Origin of the sequence: Helicobacter sp. 13S00477-4 (genome assembly GCF_002272785.1) — a bacterium.
Lineage (GTDB): Bacteria > Campylobacterota > Campylobacteria > Campylobacterales > Helicobacteraceae > Helicobacter_J.
The window spans coordinates 90581-108839 of record NZ_MLAS01000006.1 but is presented as its reverse complement, the minus strand read 5'-3'; the positions used below and the strand labels follow the sequence as shown (position 1 = coordinate 108839).

At 31.2% G+C, this 18259-nt stretch carries 23 protein-coding genes and 1 tRNA gene; 2 read left to right on the top strand and 22 right to left on the bottom strand.

The genetic code is table 11. The annotated features are described in order from the left end of the window. Positions 1-324 precede the first annotated feature (324 nt). The 3 genes from BKH44_RS04490 to glmM form a co-directional block, all read right to left on the bottom strand. Positions 325-399, bottom strand: a tRNA-Val gene (locus BKH44_RS04490). A gap of 31 nt (positions 400-430) precedes the next feature. Further along, complete coding sequence (gene lspA / locus BKH44_RS04485; protein ID WP_095270453.1) at positions 431-874, bottom strand: signal peptidase II; 444 nt, start codon at positions 872-874, stop codon at positions 431-433. Between the two features lie 17 nt (positions 875-891). Continuing rightward, the gene (glmM, locus tag BKH44_RS04480) at positions 892-2229 is read right to left on the bottom strand and encodes a phosphoglucosamine mutase (RefSeq protein ID WP_095270451.1); all 1338 of its coding nucleotides are present in this window, start codon (positions 2227-2229) and stop codon (positions 892-894) included. 90 nt (positions 2230-2319) lie between these two features. Here glmM and rpsT point away from each other — a divergent pair, with 90 nt between their 5' ends. Further along, positions 2320-2595 (top strand): 30S ribosomal protein S20, encoded by a 276-nt coding sequence (gene rpsT / locus BKH44_RS04475; RefSeq protein WP_095270439.1) that lies wholly within the window; start codon positions 2320-2322, stop codon positions 2593-2595. A 75-nt stretch (positions 2596-2670) separates the two neighbouring features. Then, on the top strand, positions 2671-3735 hold the full coding sequence (gene prfA, locus BKH44_RS04470; protein WP_095270437.1) for a peptide chain release factor 1: 1065 nt from the start codon (positions 2671-2673) through the stop codon (positions 3733-3735). Between the two features lie 56 nt (positions 3736-3791). On the opposite strand, the gene BKH44_RS04465 is transcribed toward prfA, so the two are convergent. From BKH44_RS04465 to rpmJ, 19 genes are all read right to left on the bottom strand, one after another. Beyond that, positions 3792-4670 (bottom strand): thiamine-phosphate kinase, encoded by an 879-nt coding sequence (locus BKH44_RS04465; protein ID WP_095270435.1) that lies wholly within the window; start codon positions 4668-4670, stop codon positions 3792-3794. Beyond that, complete coding sequence (nadC, locus tag BKH44_RS04460; protein ID WP_095270433.1) at positions 4670-5503, bottom strand: carboxylating nicotinate-nucleotide diphosphorylase; 834 nt, start codon at positions 5501-5503, stop codon at positions 4670-4672. Before nadC ends, BKH44_RS04465 begins: the two co-directional genes overlap by 1 nt. Beyond that, positions 5503-6513 (bottom strand): quinolinate synthase NadA, encoded by a 1011-nt coding sequence (nadA, locus tag BKH44_RS04455; RefSeq protein ID WP_095270431.1) that lies wholly within the window; start codon positions 6511-6513, stop codon positions 5503-5505. The genes nadC and nadA overlap by 1 nt, the downstream gene beginning before the upstream one ends. An 18-nt stretch (positions 6514-6531) precedes the next feature. Further along, complete coding sequence (locus BKH44_RS04450; RefSeq protein ID WP_095270429.1) at positions 6532-7320, bottom strand: phosphatidylserine decarboxylase; 789 nt, start codon at positions 7318-7320, stop codon at positions 6532-6534. Beyond that, positions 7307-8050: an arginyltransferase gene (locus BKH44_RS04445; RefSeq protein ID WP_095270427.1), complete on the bottom strand. Its 744-nt coding sequence runs from the start codon at positions 8048-8050 to the stop codon at positions 7307-7309. The genes BKH44_RS04450 and BKH44_RS04445 overlap by 14 nt, the downstream gene beginning before the upstream one ends. Positions 8051-8063: 13 nt before the next feature. After that, the gene (locus tag BKH44_RS04440; RefSeq protein WP_095270426.1) at positions 8064-8585 is read right to left on the bottom strand and encodes a helix-turn-helix domain-containing protein; all 522 of its coding nucleotides are present in this window, start codon (positions 8583-8585) and stop codon (positions 8064-8066) included. Then, on the bottom strand, positions 8585-9130 hold the full coding sequence (locus BKH44_RS04435) for a hypothetical protein (protein WP_095270424.1): 546 nt from the start codon (positions 9128-9130) through the stop codon (positions 8585-8587). Before BKH44_RS04435 ends, BKH44_RS04440 begins: the two co-directional genes overlap by 1 nt. Then, positions 9120-9998, bottom strand: a complete 879-nt coding sequence (gene mqnP, locus BKH44_RS04430; protein WP_095270423.1) for a menaquinone biosynthesis prenyltransferase MqnP — start codon at positions 9996-9998, stop codon at positions 9120-9122. The genes BKH44_RS04435 and mqnP overlap by 11 nt, the downstream gene beginning before the upstream one ends. Positions 9999-10013: 15 nt before the next feature. Continuing rightward, complete coding sequence (locus BKH44_RS04425) at positions 10014-10556, bottom strand: DUF502 domain-containing protein (protein ID WP_095270421.1); 543 nt, start codon at positions 10554-10556, stop codon at positions 10014-10016. Between the two features lie 50 nt (positions 10557-10606). Next, on the bottom strand, positions 10607-11926 hold the full coding sequence (locus BKH44_RS04420) for a ComEC/Rec2 family competence protein (RefSeq protein WP_095270420.1): 1320 nt from the start codon (positions 11924-11926) through the stop codon (positions 10607-10609). Positions 11927-11928: 2 nt separating this feature from the next. Beyond that, positions 11929-13404: a replicative DNA helicase gene (locus BKH44_RS04415; protein ID WP_095270418.1), complete on the bottom strand. Its 1476-nt coding sequence runs from the start codon at positions 13402-13404 to the stop codon at positions 11929-11931. 53 nt (positions 13405-13457) lie between these two features. Continuing rightward, on the bottom strand, positions 13458-14840 hold the full coding sequence (locus tag BKH44_RS04410; protein WP_095270416.1) for an NAD(P)H-hydrate dehydratase: 1383 nt from the start codon (positions 14838-14840) through the stop codon (positions 13458-13460). Between the two features lie 35 nt (positions 14841-14875). Further along, positions 14876-15235 (bottom strand): methionine-R-sulfoxide reductase, encoded by a 360-nt coding sequence (locus tag BKH44_RS04405; protein WP_095270414.1) that lies wholly within the window; start codon positions 15233-15235, stop codon positions 14876-14878. A 115-nt stretch (positions 15236-15350) separates the two neighbouring features. Further along, complete coding sequence (rplQ, locus tag BKH44_RS04400) at positions 15351-15701, bottom strand: 50S ribosomal protein L17 (RefSeq protein WP_095270413.1); 351 nt, start codon at positions 15699-15701, stop codon at positions 15351-15353. Between the two features lie 9 nt (positions 15702-15710). Next, positions 15711-16715 (bottom strand): DNA-directed RNA polymerase subunit alpha, encoded by a 1005-nt coding sequence (locus tag BKH44_RS04395; protein WP_095270411.1) that lies wholly within the window; start codon positions 16713-16715, stop codon positions 15711-15713. 15 nt (positions 16716-16730) lie between these two features. Beyond that, positions 16731-17357: a 30S ribosomal protein S4 gene (gene rpsD, locus BKH44_RS04390; RefSeq protein WP_095270449.1), complete on the bottom strand. Its 627-nt coding sequence runs from the start codon at positions 17355-17357 to the stop codon at positions 16731-16733. A gap of 10 nt (positions 17358-17367) precedes the next feature. Further along, positions 17368-17763: a 30S ribosomal protein S11 gene (gene rpsK, locus BKH44_RS04385; protein ID WP_095270410.1), complete on the bottom strand. Its 396-nt coding sequence runs from the start codon at positions 17761-17763 to the stop codon at positions 17368-17370. A gap of 12 nt (positions 17764-17775) precedes the next feature. Further along, positions 17776-18138, bottom strand: a complete 363-nt coding sequence (rpsM, locus tag BKH44_RS04380) for a 30S ribosomal protein S13 (RefSeq protein ID WP_095270408.1) — start codon at positions 18136-18138, stop codon at positions 17776-17778. Between the two features lie 3 nt (positions 18139-18141). Further along, positions 18142-18255 carry a 50S ribosomal protein L36 gene (gene rpmJ / locus BKH44_RS04375; RefSeq protein WP_002956266.1) on the bottom strand — a complete coding sequence of 38 codons (114 nt, stop codon included), beginning with the start codon at positions 18253-18255 and terminating at the stop codon, positions 18142-18144. Positions 18256-18259 lie beyond the last annotated feature (4 nt).

Sequence of the window (18259 nt, the reverse complement as noted above, 5' to 3'; positions counted from 1 at the left end):
AGATATTAATAGCTTGATTGGATAAAGGGATTTTAAAATCAGGGATATTCTTATTGTTATCTTTCATTTCAGCTCTTGGAATACTGAGTGTCTTATTCTCCCAATCTATATATTTCCATTTGAGCTTACAGAGATTTCCTGACCTTTTTGTAACCACTTTTTAAAGACTGCAATAGGTTGTGATAGGTATATCATATGTAATCATATGTAATATGATTAAGCAATATTTAAGAATAAAATGCCCGAATGATGAAATTTGAAGATAAAAATGTGTATCAATATGTAGTGATATGTTATGATATGTATATGAAAAGAAAGTTTTTGTGGTGATCACGATTGGGATTGAACCAACGACCCCTACCATGTCAAGGTAGTGCTCTACCACTGAGCTACGCGATCAAAAATCAAGAGGCAAATTCTATATTAAAGATTATTTAGTTTTACTTAAAAAGGTTTTTAAAATCAATGCTCCTACCCCAATATCAATCATCATATCTGCGAAATTAAACACGGCAAAATCAAAACCATAATGCCAATAAATATAATCAACTACCCCACCATAAACAAATCTATCAAAAATATTTGAACAGCCTGCAGAAAAGATCATCCCAAGAATATAATAATTTCGAAGCCAAAAATCTCTCTGTCTCATCAACAAAAACCACACCAAAATAACCAATATGAGTTGCAAATATTTAAGCCCATCCCCTAAAAAACTCAACATTGAAAAAGCAACGCCCTTATTGAATACTAAAATAATTGAAAAAAAATTACCCTCCCAACGCAATCCTTCTAATATCAAATGTTTTATGTATTGATCAATACTAAAAATCAAAATAAATACTATTAAAAAAAATAAAAAAGATTTTTTCATTCCAAAATCTATGTTTTTTAGCAAAGTTTTTCCTTCAAGAAAGAACTAAGTTCTTTAAGACTAGATTCTAATAATGATCTATCTTTCCCCTCAAGTAATATCCTAAGTTTATTTTCAGTGCCTGAGTAACGTATCAAATGCCTCATACCTAACTTATCTATTTCTTCCAATCGCTCTTTATATCCTTTGATATCATCTAAAGGTTTTTTGCATTCAATAGGAATATTTATCAATTTTTGTGGATAAAGCTCAAAAGGATTCAAAACCTCTGAACTCTTTTTTTTAGATGCTATCATCAATGCCATCACTTGAAGAGCACTCACAAGCCCATCACCAGTTTTGGCATAATCCCCAAAAATAATATGCCCACTTTGCTCCCCTCCAAAATTAGCATCATTTTTTTGCATTTCATCACATACATATTTGTCACCAACATTACAACGTATCAAGTCAATCTTATATTTTTTATAATAATCCTCTAATGCAAAGTTACTCATCACAGTAGCTACAATTTTGTTATTTTTAAGTTTATGCAAAGACTTTTGATAAACCCCTAAAGCCCCTATTAATTTATCACCATCAACTACATTCCCTCTATTATCTACAACTATCAATCTATCAGCATCTCCATCCAAAGCAAAACCAACATCTGCACGATAACGTTTTACTTCAGTACTCAATGCAAAAGGATGCATGGCTCCACATTGTTCATTGATATTAAAACCATTTGGCTCATTATTGATAACCACTACATCTGCTCCTAACTCACTGAATACAGTTGGAGCAACTTTATACCCTGCTCCATTAGCCGTATCAATGACTACTCTAATACCCTGCAGATTCAAATCTTTTGGAAAAGAATTCTTCAAATGGACAATATAACGTCCCACCACATCATCAATCCTCTTAGAACTACCAATCTCTACTCCTGTCTTATAACTACGCATCATTAATGCTTCATCATAAAATAATTTTTCTATTTCACCCTCTGCTTTCTCATCTAGCTTATATCCAAATCTATCAAAAAACTTTATACCGTTATCTTCATAGGGATTATGGCTTGCACTAATCATTATCCCAGCATCACATCGCATATCTTCAGTCAAAAATGCTATGGCAGGAGTTGGCATAGGTCCTACTTGTATCACATCATAACCAACAGAAGTGAAAGCACTTACCAAAGCATTTTCTATCATATAGCCACTTTTTCTTGTATCTTTGCCTACTAAAATTTTATTAGTAATAGAATGTTTACGGAAATATAATCCAGCTGCTGCACCCAGCTTCATTACAAGCATAGGAGTAATATCAACACCTGCTCTCCCCCTCACTCCATCAGTCCCAAAAATTTTCATCATCCTAGCTCCAAAGTTTTAAACTATATTTAATCAAAAACTAGTCATAATTGTGCCTTAAATTAAATTATAAAAGGATTAACCAAAACAATGGCGAATCATAAATCTGCAGAGAAAAGAATAAGGCAAACTGAAAAAAGAACCGAAAGAAATAGATACTATAGAACTCGTATTAAAAATATCATTAAAAATGTCAGAGAAGCTGTGAGTGCTAATGATATAACAAAAGCTCAAGAAAGCCTAAAAGTTGCCAATCAAGAATTACACAAATTTGTCTCTAAAGGCATTATTAAAAAAAATACAGCCTCAAGAAGGGTTTCTCGTTTGAATGCTTCTGTAAAAAAGATTGCTACAAAAGCAGCTTAGAGAAAATTAAGTTCTCTTATACAAAATCTATAGCAATATATTTAGAATCAGAATCTTTAGTTAAAAAGGCTTTTTATGCTCCTTGAAAAGCTTGCACCTATTATCCGTCGTTATGATGAAATTTCTATTTCACTCATTAATCCCAATATCATCAATGATATCAAAAAACTTACCTCATTAAGCAAAGAGCAAAGTGATATTGAAGAAATAGTCCAAAATGCAAAGCTTTATGCAAAAGCACTCCAAGATATCCAAGATAACAAATTGCTTTTAGAAGATAAGGAATTAGGCGAACTTGCCAAAGAGGAACTCAAAATCCTTGAAATTCAAAAAAATTCTTTAGAATCCATAATCAAAAATCTGCTCATCCCAAAAGATCCAAATGATAACAAAAATATATATCTTGAGCTACGTGCTGGCACTGGAGGCGATGAAGCAGGAATTTTTGTAAACGACTTATTCCGTGCTTATTGTCGCTACGCTGAAGCAAAAAACTGGAAAGTAGAAATCATTAGCTCTAGCGAAAATAATTTTGGTGGGTATAAAGAAATCATCGCACTTATTAAAGGCAATGGAGCATATTCAAGACTAAAATATGAAGGAGGAACCCATAGGGTCCAACGAGTCCCAGAAACAGAATCTCAAGGTAGAATACATACTTCAGCCATTACTGTTGCTATAATGCCTGAAGTAGATGATGTTGAAATAACTATCAATCCCAATGATTTAAAAATAGAGGTATTTCGTGCAGGAGGAAATGGTGGTCAATGTGTAAATACAACAGATTCTGCTGTGCGAATCACACATATCCCTACAGGTATAAGTGTCTCAATGCAAGATGAAAAATCCCAACACAAAAATAAAGATAAAGCAATGAAAATTTTAAAAGCTAGGATTTATGAAACTCAAATCCAAGAACAAAAAGATCAAAATTCACAAGCACGAAAATCACAAGTAGGAACCGGGGATAGGAGTGAACGTATTAGGACATACAATTACCCTCAAAATAGAATCACTGATCACAGGATCGGGATCACTCTCTATAATCTTGAAGAAACAATGCTTGCAGGAAATTTAGATAATATTATTGACCCTCTTATTGCTAATACACAGAGTCAAGAAATGGGAAATATAGAATAATCTAAGCTTTTATTTTTTGTTATTTTGATTTTTAGTATTATCATAGATAGATAAATTCAATGCCAAGAATTCGTTTTATAAAGATTTTTTCCTCTCACTACTTTTCCAATAACCTTAATAGGGATTCTATATACTCTACCTAGTCGCAATATTTTAAGATAATCTTTTTTTGAAATACAAAAAAGCATTTCATATTCTTCCCCGCTTCTATAATCTCTACTTAAAGTATCTAATTTGAAGCAAAGCTTATTTAATTTGCATAATCGATTGAGTTCTGTATAAACTCCATCAGAAATATCTATCCCCAAATGCACAAAATTAAAAATTCTCCTTATAAAACTACCTCTTAAAAGAGGATTATAAAATCTATTTTTCCTATTTCCCTTCATCCCTCTTTGCAATCTCAAAAGTTCACGATAACTTCCTCCAAGCCTACCAGTATGTAAAATCAAATCCCCTATCTTAGCACCTTTCCTAAAAAGCACTTTATTTTTTCCATCTCCAATCATGCTAATAGCAAGACCTATATCCGCTCCTCCAATGGTATCTCCACCAATGATTTTTATTCCATATTCTTTACAAGCTTGCACCATACCAGAAATGAGTTCATTGATAAATTGTTTTGAAACATCTTGTGGTAAAGATATTCCTAAAATAGCATATTTAGGAACAGCATTCATTGCTAAAATATCTGAAATATTGATTAAAAAAGCCTTATAAGCAATCTCCTTAGCCCTTAGCCAATTTTTTTTAAAATGTACCCCTTCCCAAAACATATCCATTGCATAAATAGGGGTTTGAATATCATCAAAAATACATAATTTGTTTTTAAATAATAAAGTAGTGTTCTTACTAAATACTACTCCATCATCACCAATACCTTGAGTGATACCACTTTGAATCAATTTTTGAATAAAATAAGATTCTTTATCCATCACAACATTTTCATACTCAAATCAAGCCAAACTGCTTGATGTATCAAAGAACCAATGCTAATAGCATCTACACCACTTTGAGCATAAATAAGTGCTTTTTCTTTTGTGATCCTTCCACTTCCCTCAAGCAAAACATTAGGATAATATTCATCCCTAAATGCAACTACTTCTTTAATATCTCTAACCTCCATATTATCACACATTATAATATCAGCCCCTGAGCACATTGCAGTTTTTGCAAATAAAACATCTTCGCATTCAATCTCAATTTTTGCCGTCCAAGGAATATTTTTCCTTGCCAATTTGATAAAAGATTTCAAATCAGATTCTTGGATATATTTCAAATGAGTGTCTTTGAGCATTAATGTATCATCTAAACCCATACGATGATTTTTTGCCCCACCATTACGAACAGAATATTTTTCAAAATTCCTCAAAAGTGGACGTGTCTTACGTGTATCTAAAATCGCAATATCAATGTTTTCAAGCTCTTTTACATACGTAGCAGTATTAGTAGCAATACCACAAGAATGTTGTAATATATTCAAAAGTGTTCGTTCAATCTTTAATAACTTTGTATAATCTCCTTCTAGTTCAAATAAAACTTCACCCTCTTTAAAAATTTGAGCATCTTTAATTAAAATTTTATATTTTATATCAAAAATCCTGCAAATTTCTTTAGCATAAATTTCACCTGAAAAAACACCTTTATCCTTCGCAACAATAACTGCCTTGACAGAAAAATCCTTTTTAACCAAACGTTCAAATAAATCCCCTCGACCTAGATCTTCTTTTAAAACTTCATGGATGAAATGTCCAATATTCTCACTCATTATGAAAGCTCCAACATTCTATCCAAAGCCTTTTTGGCAAAATCTGCAGTTTGTGGATCAATACTGATTTGGTTATAAGGACGATGATTTTTATAAGCCTTAATGACTTCAAAAACATCATTTAAATTTGTTTCATTCATAGTAGGACATTCAGGTATTGTTGCAGAAAGGACAAAAGTATTTTTAGTGCCATTATGTAATGGTCGGAGGCGATTAACAAGATTGGATTCTGTACCTACAGCTACTTTTTGGGAAGGAGGGAGCGAAGCAACATATTGAATGATCTGGCTTGTAGAGCCTATAAAATCTGCCATCTGTACGACTTCAGGACGACATTCTGGATGAACAACTATCAAAATATCTGGATATTTTTCTCTAAAAAACTCTACATCAAAAGGAGTAAAAAGCTGATGTACAGAGCAAAATCCATTATAACAAATCACATCAGCCTCTAAGATTTTTTCTTTGCCATCAATGCCTAAAATTGCTGATTTTAATGCATCTGTTTTAGCAAGATTCTCACCCAAACATTTATCAGGTAAAAAGAATATTTTTTTACCCTGTTTTCTAGCAAAATCAAAAATTTTTTTCGCATTACTGCTAGTGCATACCAAACCATTCATTTGTCCAACTTTTGCCTTAACATCTGCATTAGAGTTGATATAAGTAATAGGTAAAATCTCTTCTTTTGAAATCCCATATTTTTCCAAAAGTGCTATGCTATTATCATAATAATCACTACTCACCATTCTTGCCATTGAACAACAAGCTATCTTTGGCATAATCACATTTTTTTGTGGGGCTAAAATCTTTACACTCTGTCCCATAAAACCAACACCACAAAAGACAATCAAATTCTTTTCGCTAAAGCTAGCTTTTTTAGCAAGCTCCAAACTATCACCACTAAAATCAGCAATCTCAACAATCTCATCTTTTTGATAAAAATGAGCTACGAGTAATCCATTCAAATCATCTAGTAGTTGCCTGATTTGTTTTTGAATCCCTTGCATAACCTTACCTTTTTAGTTTTAAATCAATGTAGCGATTGTATCGCCAAATTTTACCTTTATTTCTCTTGCAGGAAGATTTTTTAATCCTTTAGCAAAAATAACAACGGTAGAACCCATTTTAAACATCCCTATTTCTTGACCTTTATGAATAATAATTGGATTTTCATATTTATAAAAAGCATTCAGCCCCGCAGTGGTATTGGTCTGGATGGCAGGTTCAAAATTCAATACCATTTGCCCTACATTTAAAGCACCTATAGCTACAAAATAAAATAGTTCTCCCCTGAAATCTTTAGCAATCACGACTACTCGTTCATTTTTGATAAATAAATCAATATTTTTCTTTAATGAAGGTTTATTTACAGGCAATAATTCGCCAGCAAAATAACGCACACTTAATACCTCCAAATCACAAGGTGAATGATAATGATGATAATCACTTGGAGAAAGATAAAAATTGAAATAAAAATACCCGGGTGCTATTTCTTCTCCTAAAAGCTCTTTGACATTATATTGCATTCCTTTAATTTGTAAAGCCATACCTGAAAAAACTTCGCCATGTTGTGTAATAAGAGAATCACAAGGCGAAATCAATCTATCCTTTGTATTATCAAAATCTCTTTTAACCCTCAAATATCTTGTAAACAATTCATTCAAACTTTTATAAGATTCAATGGGGGCAAAATCACTCAAATCAATATTAAAAATTTTCACATAAATAATGTTAATGATATTTTGAAATACTCTTGGAAAAGCCTTATTAGCAAAATTTCCAAAATATTTTGAAAACCTATTACTCCACTTCATCTTCTTCCTTTTGATAATTTTTCCACAAAGGTATATCAAATAAGTCTGGGGCATTCACCAATATCTCAAAAGGTTTAAAACGTTCTTTATAGCCCATACAATAATGATCTTTTATCCAATATCCTGGATAAAAATATTTCAAATTTTTTTCTTTACAAGTCCTGATTTGAGATAAAATATTCAAAGTCCCCAAGCTCAAATCTTCATAATCAGGATCATAAAAAAAATAAATTGCAGACATACTGTCTAAAAAAGCATCCACTAAGCCTAGTCCAATCAATTTATCATCGATACAATATGCAAATTCATAACCAAAATCCATAAAACCATCTACAAACATATCTTGATAACTCAAAGTGTCAATACCCTTATATTCCCAACCTTTCTTTTTTACCATATATTTATGATATTTATCATACAAACACAACCTTTCATCATCTACTTTTGGCCTAGAAATGATAAGTTTTACAGATTTATTTTTAGCAAAAACACGTTTATGATTTTTGCTAAAAGAAAAATCTTGGACGATTTGACGCATTGAAACACAATCTTTACAATCAGGACATATCGGTACAAAAAAATACTTCCCAAAACGTCTCCAACCCCTCTCAAGAAGTCCTCTATAAAAAGAATTTTTACATTCCTCAATATATAAATAATAAAAATAGCTTATTTTTGTAGGGATATAGCTACATATTTTTTGTTCTGAATAAAATTCTATGATCCGCATAAATCAAAAAACTCTATTTAATATCAGCAAGCTTCAGGATAAATTCAACTTCACCCCGCCCAATCCTAAGTTCTTTAGCGATTGAATCAACACTCCAACCATCTTGGAACATACTCACTATGCGTTTTTCATCAATATCATTCCCTCCATTGGAAAAATGTCCAAATTCTCTAACTTTACCTTCAAGGGTAATGATTTTTTCTTCAAAATAATCCCTATCTTTATCCAATGTTTCTTTTATATTTTGAATATGTGAATACAAATTAGATAAACTTGTATTTAAATTATTTTTAACCTCATTTTTAATATTTGTACCCAAAGTTGAATTTGTAAATTCATTGTGCATTTCATTTTCTTGAATTGATTTACGTATTTTATATATCTCTTTACTTATTGTTTCAATTGCTTTTTCCAAACGTTGTGTTTTTTGATAAAATTCTTTATCCTTAAGATAAATATAAAATATCAAAATTATCAATATCAATAATCCAGCACCTGAAACTATCAATACTAAATTATCAGAATTCAAATCCATTATATATCCTTTCTATGCTGTGTTCTCAGATTTTCTATTTCTCTATTTGCAATAAACATATCAAAATCTTTTGTATCTTTTTGATGCATTTTTGTAATCTTCACGATCCGCTCTTCAAAAGCTCTTCCAAAGACACCAATATAACGTTCAGGAAAAATAGGCAATTTAAACCGCAAATAATATTCTTCTTCAAGTTCAAATATGCTTTTTTCTGCACAAATTATCCCATGCCCCAAAGCCATTGCAAAATTTTTATTTTCTAAAGGTATTAATTTTTGATCTTGATGTTTGATTAAATTTTCTAAAGACTGGAGTTTTTTATAAATTTCAGCTAAAACCTCAAGAACAACGTCATTATCACCTCTATTTTTTGTCTTTAAGTTTGTCAACCAATTATCAAAGCTATCATACCCTCCATCGCATAATTTCAAATACTCGTCTTCACATTTTTGGGAATATTTTTCATATTCAATTTCAAAATAATAGTTAATTATACGAGTTGGGAATCCATTTTTCCTGCAAGTCTCACCAAAATCAGATTCCATAAGTCCTACCTATACCGTCAAATAAAATAAAAATAAAGAAAATAAAACCTAAATATCCATTTGAAACAAAAAAAGCTTTAGGGATATTCCTAAAATCTAAACTTACTAAATATTGCTCATAAATTAACATCAACATTGAAACAAATAAACCAATATATGCAAAAATCCACCCATTACTAAAATAAACGAATAAACCCCAAAAAATCACTGCTAAAACATGAAAAAGTCGAGAAATCATTAATGTTTTAGGTACACCAAAAGCAGCAGGTATAGAATACAAACCTTCTTTCCTATCAAAATGAATATCTTGAAGCGAATAAAGTAAATCAAAACCTGCTACCCAAAAAATAACACCCAAACATAAAAACAAACTCCACAAAGGTATTTGCCCCTCAATAGCAATTGCTCCAGCAATCGGAGCCAAACCTAAAGAAAGACCTAATACTAAATGTGCCAAATAACTAATTCTCTTCATATAAGAATACCCACCAAGCACTATTAAAAAAGGGATTGAAAGATAAAATGCCAAATGATTTATTAAATAGCTTACACCTATAAATATAAGTGCATTAAAAATACAAAATACCAATATAGATTTTGTAGAGATCCGTCCATCTACACTGGGACGTTTGTTTGTCCTTTCATTCTTGACATCAATATCCTTATCACAATAACGATTGAAAGCCATAGCAAAATTACGTGCACTCATTAAAGCCAAAAGGCACAAAAATAATGTTTTAAAACCAAACCAAACACTTTGATTGAGTTGCACAGAAGCAACAATCATTGATATCAAAATAAATGCACCTGAAAATATTGTGTGCTGAAAGACAACCAATTCACTAAAATTTATAAGTTTTTTAAACACAATTTTCCCTTAAAGCTATTTAATACCCAAAGAAACAACTTTTTTCAAGCCTTCTGAAACACTCATGTCTGCTCTTACCAACTTATCATCTTTGACTCTTAGAAGAATACCTGAAGTAGGATTTGGTGTAGTAGGGATAAAAACCCAATAAAATCCTTCTTCTTCTTTAGTGATGAAGCCTATAACACTATTTCCAGCTAAATCAACATAAGCTACCCCTAAATAATTATCCCCTCCTCCTCCAGAAAACATTTTGATAATATCTTTTAAAACTGCATATATAGTAGCAATTCCAGGTATTTTACCAATCACAAATTCAGAAACCTTGACAAGCAAGAATTCTTTATTTTTTTCAAATAAATAACCTGCATAGATTAGCAAAAAAACCATTGCAATCAAAATACCAATAGTTGTCCCTACACTATTAGCCGTTGTATTGAAAATAATTTCAATAAAATGCTTGATAAAACCGAAAATAAAAGACAATAACCAAAGCAAAATAATGATTGGCAAAAGCACCAAAATACCTTTCCCAATCAACCTAAAAATAGTGTTCATCTAGCTCCTTCATCTTTAGGTGATATTTTACAATTTTTAACTATAAAAAACTATAAATATCTCAAAAATAAAAAAATAAAAAATCCTATGCTCAAACAATTCATTGATAGATAAAAAAACCTAGAAAAAATTGCACCTAAAGATAATGCTGCATAAAAAAGCACTATCCAAATAGGAGTATAGTATTCAATAAATGGTATATTTACTTTCAAAGACCAAAGCAAATATGTATTAAAAATATTGCCAAAACCAAAAAAATGTAGCAACAAGCTCAAAGGGAAGAAGATAATAAATAAAATACCCACTGGAATAGAAATAAGTTGATAAGGAGAAAAATATGGAAAAAAATAATGAACTATAGGAGCAATATTCAAAAAAATTGCCAAATTGAAACAAATGCCATAAAAAATTGGATGGATTTTAGGGAAATATTTCACAAACAAAAAAATATAAAACACTCCACTAATTGATAAGATAAAACCAATATTAAGAATCAATCCTGGTGAAAAAGCAAGACAAAACAAAAAAACAATAAACAATAAAGAAAAACTCAAAATTCTAATACCGCTATAATAAACCAAAAATCCAACTGCTGCCATCACAAAAGACCTAAAAAATGAAGGTTGATAATCTAAAAGCAATAAATAAGCAAACATGCAACATAAAATCAATACACCTAAATCATAAGCTTCATTGCGATATGAAAAATAATTTTTTTGAAAATAATGGTAAATTGGATAAAATAAAATATATAAAAAACTACTTAAAATCCCCAAATGAAAACCACTGATTGCAATAATATGAGCCAAACCTAATTTATTTGAAATATCTCTCCAAAGCTTATCAAGCGGATCGGCAATAAAAAGAGCACGATAGAGATTCCCTGTAGGTAAATAACCTTTAGAATCTTTATGTTGTGAATCAATAAAATCTCTTATCTTATCACGATAATCTCTTTTGTGCAACAAAGAAAGACTATAAATATTAATAAAACAACTCCTCATGAATTCAACAAAACTACATTTTCTGAATTGACCATATATGCGAATATAACGATTTTGAATAAATTTAATATCTTCTTTTGAAATACCATAAAAAGTATTCCCATTATTATCCATGAGCTTTAAAACAAAATAGTTTTCTTGTTTATGATCACCATTTTTAAGGATCCTTTCTTTAGCTTTTGGATACTGGAATAAAACTTGAGCATATATTTCTTGAGGTTTTGAAAAATTAAGTCCTAAAAACTCATTATATTTTAAAGTCAAATTAACCATCAGTATTAAAAATAAAACACTAATAATCCAAAACCATTCCCTAAGTCCATCAAATAAAAAAACAGCATAAGGCGAACTTTTTGTTTTTTTCAATTTTAAAAATTTTCAAGATTGATAGACAAACTATCATCAATCTTGGTAGGAATATAAGGAATTTCAGATTCCAAAGCCTTGTCTTCAAAACGAGTATAAGCCCTATTCCAACGAACTTTTATAGTTTTGGTTTCACCATTTCTATTCTTGGCTATAATGATTTCTGCTTCATCAGCCTTACCTGTTTTAAAATCTTCTTGTGCAGAACGTTTCAACTCATCTTCAAAAGCTTTCAATGCCTTTTCATCGCCATCTCTTTTAAGCTTAGCTCTTCTTTGTTTTTCACTTTGTTCTTTATAATAATTTTCTCTATATAAAAATAAAATAATATCTGCATCCTGTTCAATAGCACCAGATTCTCTCAAATCTGATAAAATCGGACGTTTATCATCCCTGCTTTCCAAAGACCGATTGAGCTGTGAAAGTGCTATAATAGGTATAGCAAGCTCTCTTGCCAAAGTCTTTAATCCCCGAGAAATTTCACTGATCTCTTCTTGTCGCATTGTATCCCCACGTTTATTGCCACTTTTCATTAATTGTAAATAATCCACAATAGCAATCTCTATATTTGGATTTTTACTTTTAAGTTTGCGGAGCTTGGAACGTAATTGGTTGATACTCAAAGTACCCCCATCATCAATAAATAAATCTTTTGAACTCATAATATCTGAACAACGAGAAAGCTCTCTCCATTGCTCATCATCAAGATTACCCCTCCTTAAATCTTGAAGCGGGATAGAACTCATTGCAGAAAGGATTCTAAGCATTAATTGTTCTGCGGGCATTTCAAGACTGAATGCAGCAACTCCTTTGCCGTGATTTAGAATAGTTTGAGCCATACTTAGGAACAAAGCGGTTTTACCCATTCCAGGTCTTGCTCCAATAATAATCAATTCACCTTTATTAAACCCTGTAGTCACCTCATTGAGTTGTTTAAAACCAGTATTGAGACCTATAAGAACATTATTACCCCTTTCTTTCATCTCTTTAATGATCTCAATGGTGCTTGAAATAATTTGTAAACTATCCCTAAAATCACTTTGAATATTTTTTACAGAAAGAATATATATCTGTCTTTCAATTTCATCCAAAATCTCTTCACTACTTGCTGAAATATCCAAAGATTTCTCACGTAAAGAATTAGCCAAAGCATGAAACTCTCTTTTAATGGAAGCATTTTTCAACTCTTTGACATAAGCTTCAATATTTGCTATAGGATTTGTAGATAAAATATATAAAAATTCTTCATTGCTAATTTTACTCTCAGGAAGTTTAGTTCGTATAAAACCTTCATCTAAAGGTAATCCTTGCTTGAATAAACTCAAACAAACTTCAAATATACTCCGATGAGGTATATGTATAAAATCTTTAGGTTCAAGCAAATCAGCAAAATCTTCAAATTTACTTGAATCAAAAATGATTGCAGAGATGACAATCCTTTCAATGTCAATAGACTGGCTATTAGGAATTTCAGGCATTTTTATCTACTTTTTTATTAGATTTTATCAAAAACTACCTTTAAATTTCATACTCAACTTATGTTTTTAATATTTTCAATAAGTTTCAATGGGGTCAAACCATAGTTTGTTTTCTCTAAATTAGCAGCAAAAGAATGTGCCAAAGAAGCACTTATAGTAGCATCTAAAGGTGTATATCCTTGTGCCAACAAAGCACCAATCATTCCAGAAAGCACATCTCCACTTCCCCCCTTGGCCAGATTAGCAGTACCAAATATATTGATATAAATTTTATTGTTCTTAGCAATCATTGTATTAGCACCTTTTAACAAAACAACAATTTTAGGATATTTAATCGTAAATTCACGCAATATATTTATCTTATTTTTCAAAAATTCACTTAAATCAATTTCACCAAAACCTAATATTTTCAAAACAGATAAAAACTCTTTTGGATGAGGAGTCAAAACTAAATTTTGGTAATTCAATAAAATATATTCAAAATCTGCATAATAAAATAAATCTGCATCAATAACGCAAGGTGCCTTATCCAACATAGAATATAAATTTTTAGGCACAGCACCCATGCCCATTCCAACAACAAAAGCAGTCGCATTATCCGGAATATCAGTAGCATGTATCAATTCAATAGGTTTATCAAAACCATTCCCAATAACACTCACAACCCCAGCACCAAAAGCCATTCCCGACATTGCAGCCAAAAGCCCTGCACCACTTTTTTCTCCAACATACACACACAAGTGACCAAAAGTACCTTTATGTACATTTGCTTGTCTTCTTAAGGGTAAAATCATATCAGTTTTTTGCAACATTTGGGTATTAGAAGTAATTTCATAAAATCTCCTTCCAATACCCAAATCACCTACAATTATCTTACCAATATAGTCTTTAGCCATATCACTAAACAAAGCAATCTTCAAAGCACCCATACTCACAGTCCAATCTGCTTTGAATGCAATATCATTTATATTACCATTTTTATCAATACCACTGGGTATATCACAGGCAATTTTTATCCTACCAACTTCATTCATAGCAAAAATATTTTTTTTCATATCGGGCAAAATTTCACCAACAAAACCACTCCCAAATAAACAATCAACAATAACATCACAAGGTAATATTTTTTTGATAACCTCAATTCCTATTTCCATTGCTCTATGATATTGAACTTGACACATTTGAGTTTTGGGTTCTTTAACAATAAATAACTTAACATTATAATCCCCTGCTAATTGTCTAGCAAGTGCATAACCATCTCCACCATTATCCCCTCCTCCACAAACTATAATAATCATACTTCCATAATGAGTTATTTTTGCCACAAGCTGCTTCATTGCATTAGCAGCATTTTCCATCAATAAATCTTCATTTAAAGAATATTTCTCAATAGCACGTTTATCTAAAATTTCCAAACTCTCATAAATATTTTGCATCAAAAACCCCTAAAGAATAACAATATATTTTAATATTATATTTTTTTAGGAATAAACCTAATAGATAAAGAATTAACACAATGCCTTTTATTCTTATCTGTATACCCCTCCCCAATAAATACATGACCTAAATGCCCACCACAATTCGCACAAACAATTTCTGTTCTTCTGCCATCTGTGTCCAATTGATATTTAACAGATCCGATAATCTCATCATCAAAACTAGGCCATCCGCATCCTGACTTGAATTTTGCATCAGAAGTAAAAAGTTCGAAATCACAATGCCTACAAGCATAAATACCTTCTTCATAAAAATCATTATACTCTCCACTGAATGGAGCTTCTGTACCTTTTTGAACGATAACCGCATATTCTTGTTGATTTAATGAATTCATATAAAATCCTTGATATTTTTTGAGAAAAATATACCATAAAAGTAAAAATATATTTTAGATTTGAATATTTTTTAGAAGTAAAAGAAAGATGATAATCAGGCAAAAGCCTAATCACTTAAATAAACTCAATAATAGCCATAGAAGAAGCGTCACCTTTTCTAAGTCGGGTTCTTTGTATTCTAGTATAGCCACCTTTTCTCTCAAGATATTTAGGAGCTATTTCCGTGATAAGTTTTTTTGTAGCTGATTTATTTTGCAAATAAGCAAACACAAAACGATGAGAATTAAAATCTCCAACTCGTGCTACAGTAATAAGCTTTTCAATATAAGATTGCAATTCTTTAGCCTTAAAAATACCTGTTTCTATTTTATTATGCTCAATCAAAGCAATTGCAAGATTTTTTAATAAAGCCTTCCTATGAGAAGAAGTTCTACCTAATTTTCTATATCCATGATTATGCCTCATATTATCTCCTTAAACCTTCATTTTTATCATTCTTTTATTCAAAGACAATACTAATTCATTAGGTAATTCTAAACCTATAGGATAACCTAATTCTTCAAGTTTTTCAGCAATCTCATCATAAGACTTTTTGCCCATATTCTTAATATTTTTTATATCGTTTTCACTCATTAAGACCAATTCACCTATATATCTAATCCCTGTCCTATCCAAACAATTAAAACACCTAGCACTTAAATTAAGTGTTTCAATTTTTACCATTAAATCTTTTAATTCACTGACTTCATCAAAAGAACCCTTAATAGGACTTGTTACAGAAGTAACATCAGCACCAAAAATACTCATTTGAGAATGCATAATTGAAATTGCTTCTTTAAATGCACTATAAGGATCAATCTGACCATCTGTTTCAATATCAAAAACTATTTTTTCATAAGTAGGATTATCTTCTACCAAAACATTCTCTATTTCGTAAACTGCTTTTTTTACAGGAGTAAAATAAGCATCAAGGGGGATATAATCCTCAGGAATCATTCCTCTTATATCCTCACTAGGAACATATCCGATACCTTTTTGAACGATAATAGAAAAATTCAAAACAGCATCTTCATTAATTGTCGCTAAATAAGCATCTTTATTGACAACATCCAAAACATCATTAACTAAATCAGATCCAGATAAATTCATAGGACCTTTAAAAGAATAGTTAACAATAACTTGAGCTTCATCTTGTGATATTTTATTAATCAATCGAATATTTTTTAAATTGACGATAAAAGGAGAAACATCTTCTGATATACCACGAACAGAATCAAATTCATGGGCAACGCCTTCAATTTTTAATCCAATAGGAGCATAACCAACAGAGCTAGAAAGCAATAGTCTTCTAATAGGATGAGCCAGAGTAATCGCATATCCAGACTCGAAAGGATATGCTGATACCTTAATCCTGTTTTTATCAATCTCTTCTATATTAATATCTGTAGGAATATAGGGAGTTGTTTTAATAGTTTTCATTCTTTTACCACCTAATTATTTAGAATACAACTCAACAATGAGCCTTTCCTCTATCGGAATAACAACCTCTTCTCTTTGAGCATAACGGGTAAAAATACCAAATTTCTTATCCTTATCAACATCTACCCAAGGAACTATACCAGTTTGTGATGTTAGTTCTATCGCTCGAATAATATGAGGATTATTTTTTGATTTTTCCGCAATTTCAATTTTTTGACCAGATTTAATAAAATAAGATGGAATGTCAACCTTCCTGCCATCTACTAAAATATGACCATGCGTCACTAACTGACGAGCAAATCTTCTAGTAGTTGCAAATCCCATTCGATATACAACATTATCAAGTCGTCTCTCAATCAAACCAATAAGATTTTCACCTGTATTACCATCTAATCTATTAGCTTCAATAAAAATAGCTCTAAATTGTTTTTCTGAAATACCATACATTGCTTTTGCTTTTTGTTTTTCACGAAGCTGTAAACCATATTCAGATATTTTGGCTCTTCTTTGCCCATGCTGTCCCGGTCCATAAGGTCTTTTATCAAGAGCACTTTTACCTGCCAATCTTCTTTCGCCTTTTAATGCAAGCGATACTCCAAATCGTCTTTCTAATTTTTCAACTGGTCCTCTATATCTTGCCATTACTACTCCCTTATACTCTTCTTCTTTTAGGAGGTCTACAACCATTATGAGGTAACGGTGTAACATCCTTTATCCAAAGAACTTTGATTCCTTCGATAGCACCAACACTTTTTACAGCTGTTTCTCTACCACTACCAGGACCTTGAACTTTAATGCCAACTTCTTTAATTCCATGTTCTTTAGCCTTAGTCATTGCATTCTCAACTGCTTGTTGTGCTGCATAAGGGGTTGATTTTTTAGAACCTTTAAAACCAAGTCCTCCAGCAGTAGACCAACAAATTACATTCCCCATTTCATCAGTAACTGTAACATTTGTATTGTTAAATGAAGCAGATATACAAACGACTCCTTTGGCGATGTTTTTCTTAACAATTCTTTTTTTAGTTGTCGTATTTCTTTTAGCCATAATTGAGTCTCCTTACTTGCTACCTACAGTTTTTTTCTTGCCCTTCCTAGTACGTGCATTATTTTTAGTCGTTTGACCACGCACTGGCAAGCCTTTTCTATGACGAAGACCACGATAATTACCTAGATCCATCAATGATTTAATATCCATTTGAATTTTTTTTCTTAAATCACCCTCAACTATGTAGCCTTCTTGAATTTTTTTAGCAATTGCAGAGACTTCATCTTCGCTGAGATCATTAACTCGCTTATCAAAAGAAATATTAACGGCATTCAAAATCTCTTTAGAGCTTTTCAAACCAACACCATAAATATATGTAAGAGCATATTCAACTCTTTTCTTTTTTGGCAAATCTACACCAGCAATCCTAGCCATATCTTATCCTTGTCTTTGTTTATGTTTTGGAGTTGAACAAATTACTCGAACAACACCTTTTCTTTTGATAACTTTACATTTATCACACATTTTTTTGACCGATGGTCGAACTTTCATTTCT